The organism is Vibrio sp. Vb0304 (assembly GCF_033338995.1).
Classification (GTDB): domain Bacteria; phylum Pseudomonadota; class Gammaproteobacteria; order Enterobacterales; family Vibrionaceae; genus Vibrio; species Vibrio alginolyticus.
Genome location: NZ_JAWOTT010000005.1, coordinates 220,581 through 243,489 on the forward strand (window position 1 = coordinate 220,581; position 22,909 = coordinate 243,489).

The window sequence follows — 22,909 nt, forward strand, 5'->3', positions numbered from 1 at the left end:
TCTATCTTTCTCTGAGCGAATTCTCTTTCGCACGTAATATAGGTTTTAACCAATAATTCAGTACTGTTTTTTCTCCTGTAAGAATGTCTACCACAACCTGCATTCCCGGGATGATCGTAAACTTATCATCAACCTTGAAAGTAACGTTGGCACGGTAGTAGGCATTGCCCTCTTCATTTTGAAGTGCATCGGCGCTTACGTAGGTCACTTCTCCTTCTAGGCCTCCGTAAATGACAAAGTCATAGGCAGACAACTTTACCGTTGCCGGCAGGCCAGGCCTTATGAAGGCGATATTCTGAGGAGAAATTCTCGCTTCAACGATTAACGTGCTATTACGAGGGACTATTTCTAAAATAGGCTCACCCGGCTTAACCACACCTCCGATGGTTCTGACAAAAACATCTTTGATGGTTCCATCGACCGGAGAAAGTAACTGCGTTCGATTCAACTGATCCGCAATCGCCTGACGACTTTCATTGAGCTGCGCTAGTTGCGTCACAACTTCATTGAGCTGCCCTTGTGCCTCTGCCCTAAAAGCAAGCGCAGTACCACGATAATCTGCGATGGATTCAGAATACACAGCCCTTTGCTTTTGGGCAGCAGCTTGTGAACTCGCGATGTCTCCTTTGAGCTTTATAACGTCTCTATTCAGTTTTAATAATTCCACTTCAGCCACCGCGCCACTAGAAACCACCTCTCTCAACATATCTCGCTCTTTCGAGACAATAACCAGACTGCTTTTTAGTGTTTGAATGGTATTCAAGGTATCTAGATAAGCTTGCGATTGTTGCTCAATTCGCAATTTAGCCTCCTCCAGCTCAGACTCCAGTTGGCTCAACCGCTCAAGATAGTTTGCTTTGGCATTCAGATAGGCAGAGTGGCCGGTCATCGAAATATCAAATGGCTGAGGCTCGATACTCACTTGTTGTTTCCAATCCAGTTGGAGGCTATTCACTTTTACCGTTTCTAATTCAATTTGAAGCCTCTGCTTTCTGGCGAGCAAAGATTCAACTTGTTCAGAGGTCTCCGAATAGGTCGACTTAAACCTTGTATCATCCAGAATAGCGATGGTTTGCCCCTTAGTGACGCTTTCACCAGGCATGACAAGTAACTCCTTTAGAATGCCTCCCTCTAAGCTCTGAATCGTCTGAACAGACAAAGTAGGAACAACCTTTCCTTCGCCGACAACCACTTCGTCTAACCTCGCCCACGAGGCCCAAATAATCACACTTAGCACTAACGCGGCAGACAACCAAATCAACGTTCTCGAACGGTTTGCTAAATGAGCATTACTCCAACGAACTGTGCTCATCATTGACCTCCTTCGCGTACAATTGATACTGCGCGTACTCTGTTCGTTTTCGCGTTAGACTGTTGTTTAGCAAAAATTTCTTGGGGCGCTCCTTCCCTCAAAATTGTGCCTATATCAAGCACAACAATTCGATCACAAAGCGATAATAAGGAATGTTTATGAGAGCTAATAATCATCGTCGTCGAGTGCGGCAACGATTTAAGAGCATTAAACAACGCATTCTCAGCTGGCTGGTCTAAGGAACTGGTTGGCTCGTCTAAAATTAATGCTGCAGGGTTTCGATAAAACGCTCTTGAAATCGCTACAGCTTGCCTTTGCCCCCCCGACAAATAACGCCCTCCTTCTCCGACTTGCGTTTCTAGACCATGAGGAAGGCGGCTCATGTACTGGTTCAAACCCGATAATTCTATCGCACGGCGTAAACGTTCTTGATCAATAACATGATGTCCTAATACTATGTTTTCCATAATGCTGCCGTATATAAGATGCGAATCTTGGCCAACCCAACCCGTTTTCTCTCTTATCAATTCGGCGGGCCAAAGCTGACTGTCAATGTCATCAAAATAAACGCTACCCTGTAAGGCACTGAGTTGATTGGTAATAATAGAAAGGAGTGTAGACTTTCCTGCTCCTGCACTACCAATAACGCCAACGCGTTCGCCTTGCTTGATAGTAAGATTAATATCTCTCAAACATGGCATATCAACATCTGGGTATTGGAAGCTCACGTTTTCTAAACGTATATTCCCTGTAAATTCGGCAGACGTAATGACCTGACTGCGTTGCACCTCCTGAGGTAAAGACATGATAGAATTTAAGCCTTCAACCGCTGTTTTTGTCTGTTGATAGCGAAGTAACAGCATAGCTAACTGGTTAATCGCCCCTGCAGCACGACCGCTAAGCATGACAATAGCAATGAGCCCCCCCATGCTGAGCAATCCCTCAGAAATTCTGTACACGCCTGTTACAAGTAACATTACGGTAATTATCTGCTGGCTAGATTGAATGGAGTAAGCAACGATATTCGAATAGTTTCGCGATTGATTTTGCCAATCAGAAAGCATGGATACCGTCTGCTCCCAACGCTTTTGTGCTTCTCCCGTAGCGTTATTTTGCTTAATCTCTTTTAAAGAGGACAATGAATCAAACAAGTGAGCTTGTCGCTTCATGGATAGTGCAGCACTTTCCGTATGTGATTGTTCTATTTTTGCTTTTACCGCAAAGCCAAGGATCAGCAGGATAAACATGACGGCAATAGGTATGAACATCATTGCCCCACCTAGCCAACCTATTAAGACTAAAAATAACAACGTAAATGGGAGATCAACTAAGGTCACAAGAGATGCAGAAGTAAAAAAATCGCGAACACTATCAAAATCTTGTAGTTGTCGAGCGAATGCACCGACTGATGCAGGACGGTGTTCAAGTTTCATCCCCATAACTTTAGAAAAAAGTATCGAAGAAAGCTTGTTATCGATGTACTTACCCGCGGTATCAGTGACAACTCCCCTTGCTTTACGCAATAGCCAATCAAAAATAATGATGACGGAGACACCAGCGACCAAAACCCATAATGTACTGAAAGCTTGATTAGGCACTACACGATCGTAAACGTTCATAGTGAAAAGCGGAATAACTAGCGCTAGCGTATTGATAAGGAAAGAGGCAATCAAAAGATCTCGATACCACGGAGACATTTCTTTCACTACGGCGAAAAGCCAATGTTCATTATAATCCGCTTGAATAGAACTTATCCGTTTGTCCAACTCTGGACGCATAGAAACTTGCCATGCTTGAGGCTGGAATTGATTATGCAGCTCCTCGCTCGTGACGTATTGCGTTTCACCTTGATCTTCACTAAATAACGTGACTTGATAATCGCTGTTATGTCGCTCAGATATAATAGCGGGTTGTAACGTCTTCCTATTGATTACCACCAATGGAAAGCTCAACATTGCGGTGGATTTTAAATCGATTAATGTGAGTTCAAGATCGGCTCGCTCAGCGGCTCTGATGAATAAGTCACTATCCAATCTACCCTCAACAAGAGGTAATCCAGAAAGCACCTTTTTTGTATGGTGTCTAACCTCAAAATAACGCATCAACCAAGTTAACGATTGCCCCCAAGGATCGTTAGTCAGCTCACTTGATGAGGATGAGTGATGCTTCATGACATACCACCTACTAGCAAGTTGTTGTCATCAATCATCTTCTGTAAGACATTTTCTTCGGCTACGCCAGTCGAGTCACCTTTGTAAAGCTGATCAAGAGTGACGCCCTGCATAAGAATCTGTTGTTTTGTCCCCGTCTCTTCTGGTTTTATGTGAAGCGTTACGCCATCATCATTCTCTGTTAAATCGAGCTTATTATCGACTTCTGTTATCGAGGTAGCGGTGATTATCGAGGCGATGTCAATTGTGTCATTATCATCACCAATAACGGATATTTGGAAATCGTTGATCACATCGTACGAGGGCTTTAACTCGTTACCGAGCCCTGAACTGTCAAACTGGAATACATCGCTGCCACTTCCTCCAATAAGCAAATCATTAGCATCTGTCGCAAGTAATGTTTGGCCCCCTTCTTCCACTAAGGTAACATTGACTGTCTGAGCAGCACCTTCTGCGACTGTAGCACCCAGTGTTGCAATCGGTTTTATCGACAACGTAAAATCACTTGCACCGCTAAACCCGCCAACGATGGAAAGATCAGCGACATCCTCTTGATCAACAGTATAAATGCCGTTCAATCTTTCACCATGACTCAACTCTAGATCTGTTGGTAATCCGCGAATCTCCACACTTCCAAACTCTTCGGGTGCAGGATTGACTAAATTCATGCTCAACCCCAAAGGAATACTCCCAGACGCTTCAGACACAATAGACTGATAATCGGCCGTTAGTGTTGGCTCATCAGCTTCAGGGGTAACAACAATGGTTAGATCGGTAGTTTGCACATCTCCAAAATCGGTTTCGAGTGTCTCTGACACTATCGCTTGATCAAACGTTCTAACATTGAGAGCAACATCCATCGTTCCAAATGCATCCTTCGGAATGAACTCCAAACCTGACACTTCATTTGCTCGCACTAATACCGTCGCCACGGCATTGCCCGCGTCATCGAAGGTAAAGGATGAGAATTGAGTTCCAATACGAATCCTACCTAAGCCTTCCAATGCAGAGGGTTCAGAGCTTGCTTTGATCAACATCGACACTTCTATATATTCGTTGCTATTTGTTTCAAAACCGCTCGCTAAAAAGTCAATCGAAATGGAATCACCTTCATCTCCAGTGAACGTGTTAGAGGTTGTATTCAACGATACATCATCGCCAATCGGTTTTACGCCGACGTTGAACTGAGAAGTGGTATAGTTATAGTCGTTTGATCCAGACTCTTGGGTAATAGCTTGCAGTGTTAATGAAATATCCCCACTAAAATCTAGTGGCGGTAGAAAGTAAACCTTATCAAGTTGTGCTTGAGTTAGCTGCCACTCCTTGCTCTCACCATCCGTTGAACCGTTATCAGGGAGTAATTCGAACGTCCCATTATTGTCCCAAACCAACACGGCTCCGTCTGGCACTCCTGTCATGACCAAAGACATCGACTCAGAACCATCTTGATCGATTAATGATGCAGATAAGTTTCCTAAATAAATATAATTATCTTCATTACCAACTACGTCTTCTGTTTCCAGAACCGCTTTATCAACCACTGGGGCAATGGTAACGGTAACTTCTGTTGATTTAGTTTGAGTATCTTTCGCACTGTCAGTACTTAAACAACTTCCCGTGACTTCATCAGTAATGTTTGCGTCAACGGAAATAACAAGCTCTCCACTGTAGTTTTCAGGTGGGATTAACTGAATTTCGTTTAGACGCGTAACATCTGTCACTACCCATGTTCCATCACCGTTGTCAATGAGTAGGCTCGGGTCCACGGCAGTAAACCGCGCATTCTCGTCAGACACAGATAAAGAAACCCAATTGACACTTTCAAGGCCAGTCGCTGCGTCACCTTCTCCAGTAATGGACTGCATTGGCCCTTCACTATCGCCCAATACAAGAGCAAGATTCAGGTTGGTTATAGTATCTTCTTGAACCGTAACTTGGCTTGGTGCTATCGCGATATCATCGACAACAGGAGAGATTTGTACCGTAATGGTCTGAGCGGTTGTTTTCGAGTCACCATCGCATGGGGCCGTTTCTGTCACTTCTAAATTGAAAGTAATGCATCCAGCAAAGTCCTCATCCACGCCAGTAAGCGTCAAGGAAGACAATCCAGCGCTAGAAATTGAATAACCCAACAGATTGCCCGCATTATCATAAGCAGGTATCACCCCTTCGCCAGTAAGCTCGACTCCTTCAGGTAAAGAATCTGCGGCGACAAAGAAGGAAACTAAGTTACCGTCACTACTCGCTACATCAGGGTTTAAAAACGCCCCAATTGAGACATCTTCACCTTCTTTACCTACAATATCCCCACTTTGAACGCTTCCTGGTTCACCAGGATCAGCACACTGGTCTCCATCTCCTTCATGGCCAGTAATTTGAATTTGGAACTGACCAGTGATGTATTGAGCATCCGTTCCATCTCGAACATACGCTAACACATTCACATCAAGTATCTCTGTGTTAGATGGGCTATAAATCGATGCGCTAGCAAGCAAATCTTGAGCGGTTTCCAACACGCTATCACTTGTGATTCCTTCCATTGGAATCAGCCAGTTCCCATCGGCATCTTGAGAAGCACCGTTCGGATGAGTAACAATGAGGTCTTGACCCTGCGGTATCTGTAAAACGATGTAATCGAGATACTCTGAACCATCAATATCCGCTTCTGTAAATGTAATGCCTCCACTCACGTCGACAGCAGACCCATCGGTACTTGTGAATACTTCAGTCGCACCTTCTAAACGTGTTTTGTCAATATCTTCATTACCAATATCCACTTTGCCAGAAACCACGACGCTCAAAGAGCCATTGATTGCCTTTACATCAGTCTCCATCGTCGGAGACGTGTCTGTCACTTCGTACTGAACTTCCAGGCTAAATGTCCCACTTAGGTCTTCATTAGCTTTTACAGTGATTCGTCCACTGTTTAACAACTCAGATAATGTTGCCGAGCTACCATCAAGTAGTTCATTGAGTTCTAACAGTAAGTTACTTTCCTCTACTGCATTACCATCAAAGTAAAGCGTTAAGCCATCTGGAATGGATACAATGGTGTATCCTGTCAAGGACTCACTAGAATCTATATCTTGATTAACGACAGGCTCAAGATTTAGTGTGATGAAATTGTCCTCAATACCATTGCTTTGTAATTCTTGGCCGTCAGTTTGATCAACAATAGGTGAGATTTCCATTTCCACTTTAAGAGGGGTTTCAGCAGAATCACCATCCGGCTCTGTTGAAACGACGATAACATCCATGCTCAGTGTTCCACTAAAATCTTGCTCTGTTTTGAGGTAAGTGTTTTCAAGAACAGCGTTTGAGACCTGATAAACTGGCCCCGTTATTGGGTCCACGTAAGCAATTGGAAGAACAATAGGGTCACCATTTACATCTGTCAGTTGTGTTCCCAAAGGGATGTTCTGAAGCAAGATATTAATTTCTTCTGATAGATCGTCGTCTGATGTCTGGATGATAAAATCCAGTTGTATCAGGTTATCTTCGTCTAACGTAGAGAGATTACTAATTACTTTAGTCGCTTGATCATATTGCCAATTCCCCTGTCCACCATCTAGGACAATTGGTTCATCGACCACGCCTTTTAGCTTAATGTCAATGGTTGCAAATTGGCTCTCGGCGGTTTCATTAAGAGGTGCTAAGCCATCAATAGTCGACTCTGTTGAAATGGCGGTTACTTGAAGGGATAGAGATTCAGTAAATGAGCTGATATCCGATTTTGGTTGAAGTAACGCCTCTGAATTGGCTAGAGCATTGGAGGTCACTAGGTAGGTATTAATACCGATAAGCGTAATCCCAGCTCCGACAGGCAATGTCCAACCATCTTGAACTTCTATGCGATAAGACAGAGACTCCGAGCCATCTGTGTCAGTGAGCCGCCCTAAGATGTACTCTTTTAAGTCAATCGCTTGGTCTTCAAGCCCCTGAATGTTTTTAACGGTCAGCGTAGGCACATCGGCATCTGGAGATATATCGATAACAACTTGCTCAGTGATCTCCGCTGTTTTATCTTGCTCATCGGCAAACACACTACCCGACTCAGTCGTTACTGCCGTTACATCAAAAGTAAATCTTCCGGCTAAGTTTTCGTTAGATGTGATTTCAATTTGATCTAACTCGGATTGGCTATACGCTTTCCCTTCCTCAATAGCACTTCCGTTAAGTGTTAATATAAGTCCATCTGGAATATTCGAAATTTGGTAGTGGAGCGTTTCAGAACCGTCTTGGTCAAACTTTTCAGCGACAATATTGAGTGAAAGTGATTCAGCGGAATCTTCAACACTTTGATAAGAAAAGTCCGAATCATTAGACCACTCTGGCAAATCTGCAACCGGTAAAACGTTAACATTTAACGTATTATTGCCTTGTAATACAAAACCATCTGGTTCGACATCAGATACGATTAATGCAGACACTGCTAAAGAAACTTTGATAGTGTTGCCCGACAGGTTTAGTGCTGGTTGATAAGTGAGATCACCATTTGGAACAGTGAATATACCCACCCCCATTAGCTCTGTACCAGAAAGACTAATAAATCCGTCATTATCATCATCTTCAAGGCGCGCTCCGTCTAAAAACAGAGCCCCTCCTTGTAGAGATTCAACAGAGATCCTTATCGCTTCAACACGCTCATTATTCTCCGTATCCCCAGGAGAAACTCTAATCGGTAACGCGACTGGCGTAGGGTCTCCACTATTATTCGCGCCATTATCTTCTAACGTATCTACATTAACGGTTCGAATAAAGCCCCTAGCATCATCAAGAATTAATTGAGCTTCACTGCTTGCTTGGTCACCGTCTGCATCCGTCACAGTTATCGTTAGATCATCAAGCAAACCACCTACAGGCGTATTAACAATAAGCTCGGTAGTTAGCGTAAATGTCCCATCTTGAGCAATAGTCAGCGTTCCATATTTTAAGTTACCATCACTACTATTGATTAAATCGATGGTCCAAGCATCATTGCTAAATACCGAACTCGCCGTATCGTATGTTTCACCTGCATAGGTCAAACTTGAAATCAACGTGCCATCTGAACTGATTAAGTCGGCATTATTGCTAAACCAGTTTCCCGAAAACTCATCCCCCTCGGTAAGTTCAATTTCTATTGGTGAGCTTGTGTCTTCAGGGATATCATCTACTACACTAACGGTATATGTCTCAGCTTCAGACTGGTCGCCATCCTTATCAACGGCATAAATTGAAAAACTGAGTTCTAATGTGTTCTCGTCCGCTGGAACACCGTCAGGTTCATCGTGTTCAAGTGCACGGTATAGATCAAACTCGGCAGTCCCATCGGTATTAAATCTAATTCTAAAGACGTCTTGCTCGCTTTCATCTCTTGCATATAACCAACCATTCGAGTCCGGTGAATCAAGCGAAACCAGGCTACCACTACTTGTTTTATAGCCGAGCGCATTGAACATATCGATATTCACGCTCACACTGGCGATAGAGTCTGAACCTTGTAATAGCGTAATGGATGGTGACGAGCCCTCGATGCCAGAATCAAGCGAATCATCATTCAACCCGCTTTCATTGACTGTGATTCCCTCTGTAATTACTAGTTCCGGAAACAAGCCATCATAGACCAGTATGTTGGACTCCGTAGAGATCTCGCTTCCATCAGAATCTCTCGCCACGATGGGCATAGAGATCGACAATTGCGTCCCATCACCTAAAACATGGTCAAGCGAGTGATAAAGCTCTACAGTTACATTAACGGTAGACGTATCATTTGATGGCAAAGAGAAGTCACTAGGTAACGTGACCCTAAATACAACGTCTCCAGTGTCTGAAATTGCGTCAAAGCTTCCATCATTGTTATCGTACCAAGTGGCAGCCTCTCCGTTATAAGTAACAGCATCACCAAGCGTAGTTTTGACAGTATCTCCATCATTTATGTCAACACCCAGATACACAATCGGATCGAATGATGACGTAACTATCACATCCGTATTCGCTATGGCTGAAACACCATCAGGAGCAATGTTTGTATCGACAGGTGTTTCGGTTAACTCGACATTGCCACTATTGATTAGCGCTTGTTCATTGTCGTTATCTATCACATTAATGTCTAAAACGACCGACGTGTTATCTTGGTCTGAGTCCATTGCAGTAACAACGAGAGGCACGTTTGGATCAGTATTTTCTTGTTGGTCGAGAGCCTGAAAAAGCTCAAAGGAGTAGGTAATGTCGCTATTTGCATCAATAGGTAATGAAGCATTGAGGGTAGCTTGAAAGATGGGAATCTGAGTTTGCCCATCTTCGTCAAGAATATAACCATCAAGTGTTTTGCCATCCGCAGAGACTTGATAAAGCACAACTTGTTCACCACTCGTCAACAAGGGTTGTTCAGAGACGATGAACGACAAAGATTCGAGGTAATCACTGCCAACCTCAACTTGAAAATTCCCTGAGCTCAACACACTTCCATTTGCGAGATCAGATTCTTTTACTTCTACCCCATTCAAATTATTTAAAGTTGGGTCTGCGCCATCCTTTAGAACATAGTCAATTTCATTCTCTACAAGCGGTGTGGCATCTAAATCTACGCCACCAATGGTCAACGGGAAAGTGACCATATCACTGCTATTGAATTGATCGATAGGGTGCTCAAGAGTAAGCGAAATTGATGCTAATACATCGTTACCCGACTCAACGCCACTCAATGTTAACGTAAATACAGTGACACCATTCGCAAATGCTGTAATTTGCTTTCCACTGGAACTTAACGTGTAGCTAAGCTCATTATCAGAGACTGAGCTTGTAAGCCCTAATGCTTCTAACTTAGTAATAGATGACCCACCGAAATACAAACTACTCGGATCAGGGTTGTCAGATCCCGCGACAATATTGACAGTTCCTTCAAAGTTCAATATCGGGCCATCCAAAGGGACTTCTGTTACGTCTATAGTCGCATTGCCTACGTAACCTGCTTGTCCATCACTAATATCAATGGTCGCGTTAGCCAAGCCATAGTCTTGGGAGTCATCTGCAGCTAAATAGCTGAAAGAAACACTTTGCTCGACCGAATGATCTAGGTTTCGACCTGCATCAAACTGCCAAGAGCCATCAGAAAATACGGTTAATTCGCCTTTTTCTAAACTAAAACTTACGGATCCCCCCTCTAGAATTGACTTCTGCTCCCCGCCAGCCTCTACAAATTTCACATAAAGTGTTCCATCAAGATCAATATCATTTTCAAGTAGATTGCCCGTAATTGTTTGATCTTCTACGACTGAGTATGTGTCATCTCTAATCACCGGATCAGAGTCATAAATAGTAATCGTTAACGGTGCCACAACCGTCTCTTGTGTGCCGTCAGCATCACTTTGAGTGCTTTCAACCAATACGTTAGTCACCAGCTCATCTTGACCTACACCATGATCAATCGCTTCATAAAAAGTAATTTGAACCGTACCATCATCATTGACCTCTGCTGAGAAAACTAATCGGTCGTCAGTCGATGTTCCTTGTAAGCTCAACCCATCTTCTGCAACAACAACATTTATAGATTGACCGACCGATGTAAGCGCGCTCAAACTTGGCTGCTCTGCATGCAGTGCTGGCACACCATTTTCTATGTTGATGGCTGCCGAGCTGCTTTGCTCACCAAAAAATCCAACGATGTTTTCAGAAAATACCGTTGAACCGGGTAGCACTATTGTCGGCATGGTATCGACCGCGTGGTTGCCGGCGGCATCCAACACTTCAGCTTCAATGGTCCACGTGCTGTTTAGATTGAGAGTGTTTACGTCAATTCCGGTTACTGTCCACGAACCTGATGCATCAACAAGGCCAGTAAAATTCAGCGTGCTGTCTCCGTCACTTACCCGAATCGTCACCGCCAGACCTTGCTCTACACCACTGGTTGTCCCTCTCATTTCCGTGACTATACCCTCACGGAAATCATCAATGGCAAGACCACCGCTAATATAAAAATCCGTATCGATATCAATGGTGGGAGCAGTAGCATCTATGGTCGTAGCCTCATCCATCGCTTTCGCTTGGTTGCCCGCCACATCACTCACGGAGGCAGATACGGTTAACGCCCCATCGGCTAACGTGGATAAGTTCGCCCCTTCGACTTGCCACATACCATCAACGACAACGGCATTGAACGAGAGCATCGCCCCCAAGCTGTCTTGAACCGTGACAGAAACCGTCTGACCATTTTCAACATCACTGACTTGCCCTGACAAAGTGACAGATTGGCGCTCTTCAATGTTTAAATAGCCGTCTCCGCCATCGTCAACGTCCACCGTCACACTTGCGAGCGTATCTTTGATGATGGTGTTTTCACTGGTTGCAGGGTTGCCCGCTATATCTATACTCTCAGCAACAACGGTCAGCGTACCTTCAGACAATCCAGAAAGGTCAACGTCGTCCAGAGACCAACTTCCACCAGTCACCACCGTTTCTAAGTTTATGACCGCTCCTAACGAGTCGGTTACCGTAACTTGGATACGCTGGCCATCTTCAATGTTTTCAATCGTCCCTTCGAGGCGAGTAGTCGCGATTTCGTACTGATTTAAATACTCATCCCCTCCACCATCAAAATTGACGTTCACCGTTGCAAGCGTATCTTTAATGGTCGTATCGACGGCGTTCAGGTTATTGCCATAAATGTCAGAAACCACAGAAGTCACCGTAAGCGGCCCTTCAGCAAGAGAAGACAGATCAACGCCTGATAGGGTATACGCCTCATTCTCTACGGTCGTTGTAACAGTAATGGAATTATTGAGGCTGTCGGTAATGGTGATAGTAACAAGCCACTCATCGCTTATCTTGAGTGCGTCACCTTGAATCGTGACACTAGGAACTTCAAACTGGTTTTCGTATCCATCGCCGCCATCAAGAATATCCACCGTTAAAGAGGCATCATCGTTCAAACCTTCAATTGCCTCTAAGGTAATATCCAATGTTACGGAGGTGGTGTCACCGTCTGAATCTGTTGCATTAACTAACAATGGTATATCCAGGATTTGATCTTTTGACAGATCGAAAGAGCGATATAATTCAAAGGAATACTCTATTTCACTACTCGACTCTAAAGGTAATGTGGATAATAGTTTCGATTGAAAAATATTTACTTCCACCCCACCTTCTAAGATATAGCCAGTAATTGTCGTACCGTCATCAGACAGACGGTAAAGCAACTCACTTTCACTACTCACTAATGTGGGCTGGTTTAATTCGCTAAATCGAAGAGAGTCAACATAATCACTCCCGATATCGAGTTGAAGGCTCCCAGTCTTAAAGATTGCCCCACTTTCTAGATTAATCTCCTCGATTGCAACAACAGTCAAGTTGCTCAACGTAGGATCAACACCATCTTTCAACACGAAATCAATTTCATTCTCTACAAGCGGTGTGGAGTCTAGATCTGTCCCTCCAATGGTCAGCGGGAAAGTGACCGTATCACTACTATTGAATTGGTCGATAGGATGATCAAGAGTAAGCGAGATTGAAGCTAGTACATCGTTACCCGACTCAATGCCACTCAATGTTAACGTAAATACAGTCACACCATTGGCAAATGCTGTGATTTGCTTTCCACTGGAACTTAACGTGTAGCTAAGCTCATTATCAGAGACTGAGCTTGTAAGCCCTAATGCCTCTAACTTAGTAATGGATGCCCCACCAAAATACAAACTAGTCGGATCAGGGTTATCAGAGCCAGCAATCACATTAACACTGCCTTCGGTGGTTAATAATGCCTCTCCCAGAGGTACTTCTGCTGTGTTTATAGTAGCGCTGCCTACATAACCCGCTTGGCCATCTATAATGTCGATAGTTGCGGTTGCTACACCGTAATCTTTTGAATCATCGGCTGCGAGATAATCAAAAACGAGACTTTGCTCAACCGTGTGATCTAAGTTGCGACTGGCATTCAACTGCCAAGAGCCATCTGAAAATACGGTTAATTCACCCTTCTCTAGACTAAAACTTACTGAGCCACCATCAGGGACAGACTGGATCTCTCCTCCGGCTCTGACATATCGAATGTACAAGTCACCATCAATATCAATGTCATTCTCCAGTACATTGCCAGAAATGACTTGGCCTTCGGTTACACTATATGACTCATTTGCGATCACTGGATCGGCATCAAGGATGGCGATTTCTAGGGGGGCCACAACCGTTTCTTGTGTACCATCAGCATCACTTTGAGTGCTTTCAACCAATACGTTAGTCACCAGCTCATCTTGACCTACACCATGATCAATCGCTTCATAAAAAGTAATTTGAACCGTACCATCATCATTGACCTCTGCTGAGAAAACTAATCGGTCGTCAGTCGATGTTCCTTGTAAGCTCAACCCATCTTCTGCAACAACAACATTTATAGATTGACCGACCGATGTAAGCGCGCTCAAACTTGGCTGCTCTGCATGCAGTGCTGGCACACCATTTTCTATGTTGATGGCTGCCGAGCTGCTTTGCTCACCAAAAAATCCAACGATGTTTTCAGAAAATACCGTTGAACCGGGTAGCACTATTGTCGGCATGGTATCGACCGCGTGGTTGCCGGCGGCATCCAACACTTCAGCTTCAATGGTCCACGTGCTGTTTAGATTGAGAGTGTTTACGTCAATTCCGGTTACTGTCCACGAACCTGATGCATCAACAAGGCCAGTAAAATTCAGCGTGCTGTCTCCGTCACTTACCCGAATCGTCACCGCCAGACCTTGCTCTACACCACTGGTTGTCCCTCTCATTTCCGTGACTATACCCTCACGGAAATCATCAATGGCAAGACCACCGCTAATATAAAAATCCGTATCGATATCAATGGTGGGAGCAGTAGCATCTATGGTCGTAGCCTCATCCATCGCTTTCGCTTGGTTGCCCGCCACATCACTCACGGAGGCAGATACGGTTAACGCCCCATCGGCTAACGTGGATAAGTTCGCCCCTTCGACTTGCCACATACCATCAACGACAACGGCATTGAACGAGAGCATCGCCCCCAAGCTGTCTTGAACCGTGACAGAAACCGTCTGACCATTTTCAACATCACTGACTTGCCCTGACAAAGTGACAGATTGGCGCTCTTCAATGTTTAAATAGCCGTCTCCGCCATCGTCAACGTCCACCGTCACACTTGCGAGCGTATCTTTGATGATGGTGTTTTCACTGGTTGCAGGGTTGCCCGCTATATCTATACTCTCAGCAACAACGGTCAGCGTACCTTCAGACAATCCAGAAAGGTCAACGTCGTCCAGAGACCAACTTCCACCAGTCACCACCGTTTCTAAGTTTATGACCGCTCCTAACGAGTCGGTTACCGTAACTTGGATACGCTGGCCATCTTCAATGTTTTCAATCGTCCCTTCGAGGCGAGTAGTCGCGATTTCGTACTGATTTAAATACTCATCCCCTCCACCATCAAAATTGACGTTCACCGTTGCAAGCGTATCTTTAATGGTCGTATCGACGGCGTTCAGGTTATTGCCATAAATGTCAGAAACCACAGAAGTCACCGTAAGCGGCCCTTCAGCAAGAGAAGACAGATCAACGCCTGATAGGGTATACGCCTCATTCTCTACGGTCGTTGTAACAGTAATGGAATTATTGAGGCTGTCGGTAATGGTGATAGTAACAAGCCACTCATCGCTTATCTTGAGTGCGTCACCTTGAATCGTGACACTAGGAACTTCAAACTGGTTTTCGTATCCATCGCCGCCATCAAGAATATCCACCGTTAATATAGCATCGGGATTCAACCGCTCAGGAGCCTGAGTCTCAGAAGTTGGGTTCTCTCTTTCTTGCACTGCTGGCCTAGTAACATAGCCATTAGAAACGAGTTGCTCAGGTAAAACAGCGCGAATATAGGCAACAAAACTTAACCCGCCAGAAGACTCACTAAAATCTCGAACGCTCTGATTAAAAGTGGATTCAATACCGTTTTGAGATGCAATTAAAAGATCATTCGAACTCGATTCATCCTCACTTGTTGTATCTTCATTAAATGCAATATCGAGAATGTCAGTATTAAGAACAACCACCTCTACTTCTGGAACTAATTGTTCGTTAGGCAACATTTGGATCCAAGAACCGTCACTTAAAACCGCCCAAAGAACATTACCGACTTGAATGTAGAGTATTGGCTGCATAATTCGCCCCATATGAAACAACGAACTTTAAGTATGGTCGACGAATGTGACTGTTCAAATGAAACTAGAAAAAACATGGCCCTAAATGGCTCTAATGAGATATTGAACCAAAAACATACCTCATGTATGCGAGAAAGAGCCATTGGGGTAAACTACTTCTGGCGTAACCCATCCACTGGAAATTGATTGAAATTCCCCTTGCTACAATCGGGCTTATATCCAAATGGAGCAGGGAAAGGAATCGTATCGCAGCTTGTTGCAACGGAAGATTCAAACTTTACTCTCTTTCCTATCATGATAGGAAATAACCATGTGGCATTATTTCTTAAATCAAACTCCTCTTTAGGGTCATCAATCAAATTGTATATTTCAGGGATCTGTAATGAGCGCCCTTTCTCCGGCATGATATCTTGATCAATAAAGTGCATCTTGTAATTTTCCCACTTATAAGCGTAGGTTTCAGAGCCATTGTTAACGATAAAACCATCTCGATTAGACTTTTCACTATCTCCCTTTAAAAAGGCCCACTGATCAATACTATCTATTGTTCTATCGCTTGGTAATTTGTATCCACCGACATGAGAAAGTGAGGCAAATAGATCCACAACATGGATAATTTCATCACTCACTCTGCCCGGTTTGATGTGGTGAGGCCAAGAGGCAATAAATGGTGTTCGGAGAGAGCCTTCAAGAGCCGTAAAGTACGCACCACGCCATGGTCCGCTAGAGCCTTGGTATGGCATATGCCACTCTGGACCGTTGTCAGAAAACCAAATCACTAGTGTATTGTCTTTAATTCCTGCTTTTTCTATTGCACCAATAACTTGCCCAGCTCGAAAATCTATCTCAGCTAACACATCTGAGTAATTTCCTTTGCCTGTTTTACCAATAAAATCAGGATGAGGTAGCGTCGGTAAATGTGGTTGAGTAAAAGTAATTACAGAGAAAAATGGCTTATTCTCTTTCACATTTCGATTTATAAAATCTGTGGCATGTTCAACTAGCTCACTGTCAATCGTTCTACGTGAGTCCAAATTATATTCTTTGACCCCTTTAGGATCCTGCCCTGCTCTAGCTGAAAGGATTTGAGGTTTAGGTAATATAGCTTTATAACCGGGTTGAGAGCTATATTCTGACTCATCCGTCGTATTTGCAATGCCATACCATTCATCAAAGCCTTGATCCGTTGGAAAGCGCCCTTTTTGGTCTCCCAAATGCCATTTCCCGTAAAGGCTCGTGTTATATCCTTGTTCCTTAAACTTCTCTGCAATGGTTATCTCCCAGTTCACCATACCGTAAGGCACTCCCCAAACAACCTTATCTGTCCCAGATCTAAGCGCTCGCCTCCCCGTCATGAATGAGGAGCGAGTTGGCGTGCATTGCGGTTCCACATTAAAATTAGTAAGGCGTACACCTTCTCTAGCAAGTTGATCTAAGTTTTTAGTTTCAACACCTCTGGTACTCCCATAGGAACTTAGTTCCCCCCACCCAAGGTTATCAACCAACATTACCACGACATTTGGTGTCTCTTCCGCAACCACTTCTAACGGGATACATAGAAACAGGATAGTTGCTAGTTTATTTTTCATAGTGTCGCCTTTCATTGAAATTCAATCCTGTAAGTGCGTCTTATCACACTTAAAACACACTAAAGTCTAGTCCATGTTAGTTAACATTTTTGAAAAACAGGGATTACTTGGAAGCAACAAAAAACCTCTACTATATTCAACTGACTACATTGTCTCATTTGGTGTCATCTCACTCGACTTCGCCATGATGAACACAATTAGTAACGTTATATAACGATAATGGATTCATTTATCGCGGAGGATTTTCATGCGAAACTCGATTAAAAAGGTAATGGCATTGGTCGGTACATTAGCTGCGTCCACAGCCTTTGCTGCCGATAAGCCCAACATCCTTGTGTTCTGGGGTGACGATGTAGGTGTATACAACATTAGTGCGTATCACAATGGTATGATGGGAGGGAAGACTCCTAACATTGATAAAATCGCCAATGAAGGTGCCATTTTCACAGACGCTTACGCACAACAGAGTTGTACTGCCGGACGAGCCTCATTTATTCTGGGTCAACATCCGTTTCGTACCGGTCTATTGACTATTGGTATGCCCGGCGCAAAAGAGGGTATTCAATCGAAAGATCCTACTATCGCAGAGTTACTTAAAAATCACGGCTATGTGTCTGGTCAGTTTGGTAAAAACCACCTTGGTGATCAAGATGAGCACCTACCAACTAACCATGGGTTTGATGAGTTCTTTGGTAACCTATACCATTTAAACGCGGAAGAAGAGCCTGAGTCTGAGTTTTATCCAAAAGATCCAGAGTTTCGTAAAAAATTCGGACCTCGAGGCGTGTTGAAGGCGACTGCGGATGGCAAAATCGAGGACACAGGTCCCCTTACTCGTAAGCGTATGGAAAACGTAGACCGAGAGTTCATGGATGCTAGCTTGGCATTTATGGAAAAAGCAGTAAAAGAAGACAAACCATTCTTTATTTGGCATAACTCAACCCGTATGCACGTCTGGACACATTTGAGTGAAGAATATCAAGGGAAGTCAGGTTACGGCTTATACGCCGATGGCATGATGGACCTAGATGATCAAGTAGGTGTCATGCTTGATAAACTTGAAGAGCTAGGCGTAGCAGATAACACCATTGTTGTTTTTAGTACTGATAATGGCGCTGAGAAATTTACCTGGCCAGATGGTGGTACTACACCGTTCAAGGGCGAAAAAGGTACGACTTGGGAAGGCGGATTCCGCGTTCCGATGATGGTACGCTGGCCTGGAAACATTAAACCAGGAACGGTTATCAACGATATCTTTTCACAAGAAGACTGGATGCCAACTCTACTAGCAGCTGTGGGCGAACCTGATGTGAAAGAAAAACTATTGAAGGGTCATAAAGCAGCGGGCAAAACCTTTAAAGCACATTTAGATGGCTACAACCAACTTGATCTGCTGACTGGTAAAGCTGATGAAGGCGCACGCAAAGAAATCTTTTACTTCGATGCTGGTGGTAATTTAAACGCCGTTCGTTATAAAGACTGGAAGATCCACTTCAGTATTATGGAGGGTGCCATTAATGAGGCATACCGCAAAACACCTAGTTGGCCTTTGATTGTAAACCTTCGTATGGATCCATTTGAGGTCGGTCCAGATGCAGCACTTTACGTCAGACATTTTTACGCTGATCAAATGTGGATGTTCGTTCCTGCTCAAGCTATCGTGCGTAAGTTCCTAGAGACATTTAAGGAGTTCCCTGCAACGAAAGGTAGCTCGTTAAGTATTGAAAAAGTGGTAGAAACAATGACACAGCAACCTAGAAACTAGACCCTAGGTATCGAAGCTACTGTGGAATTAACTAAGGCCTCAATTGTGAGGCCTTTTATTTCGTTGCAATTGTTTGGTTGCAGCAATTTATGGTCAAACAAAGATTATCATTTAGTGCTCTCTTTAAACACTTGATTCCAATCTTGTTTCATATCGACAAATAGCCAACCTTGCTCTTCACCTACTTTAAACGATTTATCTAACTTACCAACATGAGAATCTTTATCATACGCCCATTCGCGCTTGTCATCCGTGTGATGGATAATCGCAGAAAATCTTGGACCTGAACCTGCTTTCGTCCACTCTAACATCTGTAAATCACCATCAGAATTACCAAACGCCATTACCGGACGTTTGCCAATGAAGTTTTGGATCGTCACAGGCTTTACTGCTTTGTCATTGACAAAGTCTATTTCCGGCATGCGTTGGATGGTAGGTTTTCCATCAACACTTTGATATTCCGCCTTTAACGTCGTTCCCACGATGTTTTGCGTTGGAATGCCGTATACTTCCGGCGCCCAAACGCGCATAAATTCAATTCCGCCTCCAGAAACGATGTAGGTCTGATAGTCGTTAGCTCTTAAATAGTCGAGCAGTTCGAGCATAGGTTGATAGACCATTTCAGTGTATGGTCTACCCGTTGTTGGATGGACAGCCGTTTTCAACCATTCCTTAACTTCTTGATGAAACTGTTCAGTAGACATTCCAGAATGGGTTGCCATAACAAGCTTCATTACACCTTCGAGTCCTTGTTTACCAATCCCCTCCATGTCACCTTTTAATGCGGAAGCAAAGGGTTCGGTTGTCTTCCAATCAGGATGCTCAGAGGCCATTTCTTTTACTCTATCGATCGCAAAAAACAACTGTAGATAAACAGGCTTTTCTGCCCAAAGTGTTCCATCATTATCAAACGTCGCGATTCGTTGGCTTTCAGGAACATAGGAATCCGAACCTTGGGTCGTTGTTTTCGTAACAAACGCCATAATAGCTTGCTTAGCGTCAGTGTTGTTCCATGACGGAAGTGGATCTTGCATATCAGCAGCAACAGCGTAACTAGACAGAGCAAAACCTGTTGCTAAGACAATCGTCTTTAACTTTATAGCCATCTTAATTCCTTATATTGAGGTGCTAGGTGCGAATCCAATCAAAAGTATAGTTCAATTGAAACAGGCGCATATTGAACTGACATATCCAACGGCCACCAAAGAGTGACACCGTCACTAAATTGGTTCACTATTTTATTGAAATAGGAACATGGAATTTACCGATTAGAGTTTAAGTTCATTGGCTTCAACTGATGTAGAGGCACTTTTACGTCCCTTTTTCTGGTTGAGCTCTTCAATAACATAGTCGGGAGCGACCTTCGTTAGCTCTGTTAAACAGTCATCCGTTTTAGGGTTGCCGTATCTGACATAGATGTCACACACGGCATACAATTGTTCTGGAGCACCGGATATCAAATACGCTTGCTCAAAAGCGTTGACAGACTTCTTCAAGTCTAACTCTTCTTGCAGAACACCATTTAAATACCAAAAGTAACTGTTCGTCTTTGCCATCGTCGCAGCTTTGTCTATTTCAAACGCCGCTTCTTTCTTTTTGTCTAATCTAACCAAAGCGAGAGATTTAGAATAATGCAGCGAGGCATCTTCTGAATTTAGCTTGATACCCTCGTCAAGCACGTTGATAGCTTTTTGGTCTAGCTGTTGCGCTCGGAAGTTGTCTGCATAGCTTAACCAAACTTGAGGGTTGTTTGGCTCAAGCTTAGTTAACTCTGGGTATATCAGCGCCGCTTTATCCCAATCACGATGCCAACGGTAAACGTCTGCAAGTAATAACTTGGAAACATTATCGTTCTTACTGGACAAGTGTACTGTCAGCTCTGAAACAGGCCCTTCAAGTGACTGCTGTTGCTCTGAACTCAAATTGGCGTAACCTCGAACGAGGTTAATCGCTGCTGTAATTCGCACCATGGCGGCGTCATCACTCAATAATGGTGAAATCAAACGCCAACGGTGCTCAATCATATATGGTTGTGCTCCCACGATCGCAGCTTCGCGAATACCTGCATCTTCATCCTGCAACCCACGCGCAACTGCAACCAATGCATTTTGGCTTGGATAGTTGGCTAACTCACGTAAAGCATCAATACGTTTTTCTGAAGACAACTTTTTATTTTGCGCATCATAAGACAGCTTTTCGACTCGTTGCGCCGGTGTCATTTGAGCTTCTTGTGGAGTGACAACCGTTGTCGGCGATACCTGGTCTGGGTCTAGCAATGTTGTTTCTTGTGCCACTGTTGTTTGACTCGCAGCAATGCCGATCGAGATCACGAGTAATGATTTAGAGAGCAGCTTAATTTTTTGCATTCAATAACCTATATTCTTTCATTTCCGGGCCTGTAGCAGGCGTAGTGACTATCTTAAAACTTCATTTCAAACACAGTCTGTGTTTGAGTAGCTTGCTGGCGTAGAATCTGGTCACTGTATTTACCGTGAACCACTGGGTTACCTGTCGCTCGTAAGATGTACGCCATCGACTGATCAACATGGGTAAAAAACTTCTTCCAACCCGCGCAGAGATAATTAAGACCAGGCTCACCTTGCCTAGTACGGATAAAACGGTTTTTGGGACATTCTCCAAAACATGCAAATTGATAATCACATTGAAGGCACTGTTGGGGCAGCGTACGATTTTTAGCAAACCCAAATTTCTGCTGTTCAGAGTTATAAGCGAGCGTATCGAGCTTTTCGTGATGGATGTTTCCAACCTTATATTCTGGGTACACGTAATGATCACACGCAAACACATCACCATTAGGCTCCATTGCTAAGCCTTTCCCGCAGATTTCACCTAACGTACACAGTGGGTTTTTTCTGCCCATCCAGGTTTCGATACTGGCTTCAAAGTACTGCACAAACACGTTGCCGATATCGTGTAAAACCCATTCATTGAAAATCGCGATCAGAAAATTTCCCCATGCTTCATCCGCAACGCAAAAAGGTTCAACAACGGCATCTTTATGACCTGGGATCAACCGTTTATCTCCTTGCTTTAGTTGCTCGTTAGGCTCCCAAGTTTGAGGGGCGGTTGTTCTGAATGTTTTCTGCTCAACTATTGGAATAAACTGCATTTGAGGGGAGCGTACTTCATCTCGCAAGAATCGGTACACTTCAAGTGGGTTACGGCTGGTCAAGTTGTTAACACAAGTGAGCGTAGCAAACTTTACTTCGTGCTTATGTAATAGTTCAACCGCATTCATAACTTGCCGGAATGTGCCTCTACCAGCTCGGTTTGTTCGATAAGCGTTGTGCATCATTTCTGGGCCATCAATGCTTAAACCGACGAGAAAGTTGTTCGCCTTTAAAAACTCACACCATTCATCGTTAAGCAGTGTGCCATTAGTCTGGAGATCATTGGAGATCGTAATACCATCGGGACGGTATTTATTCTGTAGCTCAACAATTGTCTTGAAATAATCCAAACCTAGCATTGTCGGCTCACCACCCTGCCAAGAGAAAATAATTTCAGGTGTATTTTGTCCCGCTATATATTGACGGATATAGGTCTCGAGCGTTTCCTCATCCATGACTGGTGAGCAGCCTGGCTTGTACTCAAGTAAATCTTGTTTGCTTAGGTAGTAACAATAGGTGCAATCGATATTGCACACTGCACCGATAGGTTTCGCCATGACATGTAATCGCTTGGATGCTTTTCCATTGAACTGCGGACCTTGAGTTATGTGCATTCATCACCTTCTTAGTTGCTAGCCTGTGCCCAACGGCGCTAAGACTAATCATTAAGTTAATCGCCTAGTGTGATGATAATGTTCAATTATTCGTGGCGCTTGTTATAGTGTGTATAACTGTTTTTCATAGACTTGCCTGATAAAATTCTTTGATCATAAATGTTGATGGAGCTCCCCTATGAAGCATTCC

Annotated in this window: 8 protein-coding genes; 1 reads left to right on the forward strand and 7 read right to left on the reverse strand. The window is 43.8% G+C overall.

All coding sequences use genetic code 11. From position 1 onward, the window contains the following. Position 1: 1 nt before the first annotated feature. The 4 genes from R7P35_RS10150 to R7P35_RS10165 all read right to left on the reverse strand — a co-directional run bounded on the left by R7P35_RS10150 (position 2) and on the right by R7P35_RS10165 (position 17,209). Positions 2 to 1,315, reverse strand: a complete 1,314-nt coding sequence (locus tag R7P35_RS10150) for an HlyD family type I secretion periplasmic adaptor subunit (RefSeq protein ID WP_021033865.1) — start codon at positions 1,313 to 1,315, stop codon at positions 2 to 4. After that, on the reverse strand, positions 1,312 to 3,483 hold the full coding sequence (locus R7P35_RS10155; protein WP_213904936.1) for a type I secretion system permease/ATPase: 2,172 nt from the start codon (positions 3,481 to 3,483) through the stop codon (positions 1,312 to 1,314). Before R7P35_RS10155 ends, R7P35_RS10150 begins: the two co-directional genes overlap by 4 nt. After that, on the reverse strand, positions 3,480 to 15,620 hold the full coding sequence (locus R7P35_RS10160) for an Ig-like domain-containing protein (RefSeq protein WP_318092044.1): 12,141 nt from the start codon (positions 15,618 to 15,620) through the stop codon (positions 3,480 to 3,482). The genes R7P35_RS10155 and R7P35_RS10160 overlap by 4 nt, the downstream gene beginning before the upstream one ends. A gap of 152 nt (positions 15,621 to 15,772) precedes the next feature. After that, on the reverse strand, positions 15,773 to 17,209 hold the full coding sequence (locus R7P35_RS10165; protein ID WP_225466634.1) for an arylsulfatase: 1,437 nt from the start codon (positions 17,207 to 17,209) through the stop codon (positions 15,773 to 15,775). 247 nt (positions 17,210 to 17,456) lie between these two features. Here R7P35_RS10165 and R7P35_RS10170 point away from each other — a divergent pair, with 247 nt between their 5' ends. Beyond that, positions 17,457 to 18,974 (forward strand): arylsulfatase, encoded by a 1,518-nt coding sequence (locus tag R7P35_RS10170; RefSeq protein ID WP_005377761.1) that lies wholly within the window; start codon positions 17,457 to 17,459, stop codon positions 18,972 to 18,974. 107 nt (positions 18,975 to 19,081) lie between these two features. Here R7P35_RS10170 and R7P35_RS10175 read toward each other — a convergent pair whose 3' ends face one another. From R7P35_RS10175 to R7P35_RS10185, 3 genes are all read right to left on the reverse strand, one after another. After that, on the reverse strand, positions 19,082 to 20,080 hold the full coding sequence (locus tag R7P35_RS10175) for an HAD family hydrolase (protein ID WP_005385672.1): 999 nt from the start codon (positions 20,078 to 20,080) through the stop codon (positions 19,082 to 19,084). A 162-nt stretch (positions 20,081 to 20,242) separates the two neighbouring features. Further along, entirely contained in the window at positions 20,243 to 21,340 is a 1,098-nt protein-coding gene (locus R7P35_RS10180) for a hypothetical protein (RefSeq protein WP_213904703.1), read from the reverse strand. A gap of 53 nt (positions 21,341 to 21,393) precedes the next feature. After that, positions 21,394 to 22,719 carry an anaerobic sulfatase maturase gene (locus R7P35_RS10185; RefSeq protein WP_042522542.1) on the reverse strand — a complete coding sequence of 442 codons (1,326 nt, stop codon included), beginning with the start codon at positions 22,717 to 22,719 and terminating at the stop codon, positions 21,394 to 21,396. Positions 22,720 to 22,909: the final 190 nt, after the last annotated feature.

Bases quoted from the DNA above. Each gene is read 5' to 3' on its own strand.
- R7P35_RS10150 (WP_021033865.1), bottom strand. From the start codon at position 1,315: ATGATGAGCACAGTTCGTTGGAGTAATGCTCATTTAGCAAACCGTTCG.
- R7P35_RS10155 (WP_213904936.1), bottom strand. From the start codon at position 3,483: ATGAAGCATCACTCATCCTCATCAAGTGAGCTGACTAACGATCCTTGG.
- R7P35_RS10160 (WP_318092044.1), bottom strand. From the start codon at position 15,620: ATGCAGCCAATACTCTACATTCAAGTCGGTAATGTTCTTTGGGCGGTT.
- R7P35_RS10165 (WP_225466634.1), bottom strand. From the start codon at position 17,209: ATGAAAAATAAACTAGCAACTATCCTGTTTCTATGTATCCCGTTAGAA.
- R7P35_RS10170 (WP_005377761.1), top strand. From the start codon at position 17,457: ATGCGAAACTCGATTAAAAAGGTAATGGCATTGGTCGGTACATTAGCT.
- R7P35_RS10175 (WP_005385672.1), bottom strand. From the start codon at position 20,080: ATGGCTATAAAGTTAAAGACGATTGTCTTAGCAACAGGTTTTGCTCTG.
- R7P35_RS10180 (WP_213904703.1), bottom strand. From the start codon at position 21,340: ATGCAAAAAATTAAGCTGCTCTCTAAATCATTACTCGTGATCTCGATC.
- R7P35_RS10185 (WP_042522542.1), bottom strand. From the start codon at position 22,719: ATGCACATAACTCAAGGTCCGCAGTTCAATGGAAAAGCATCCAAGCGA.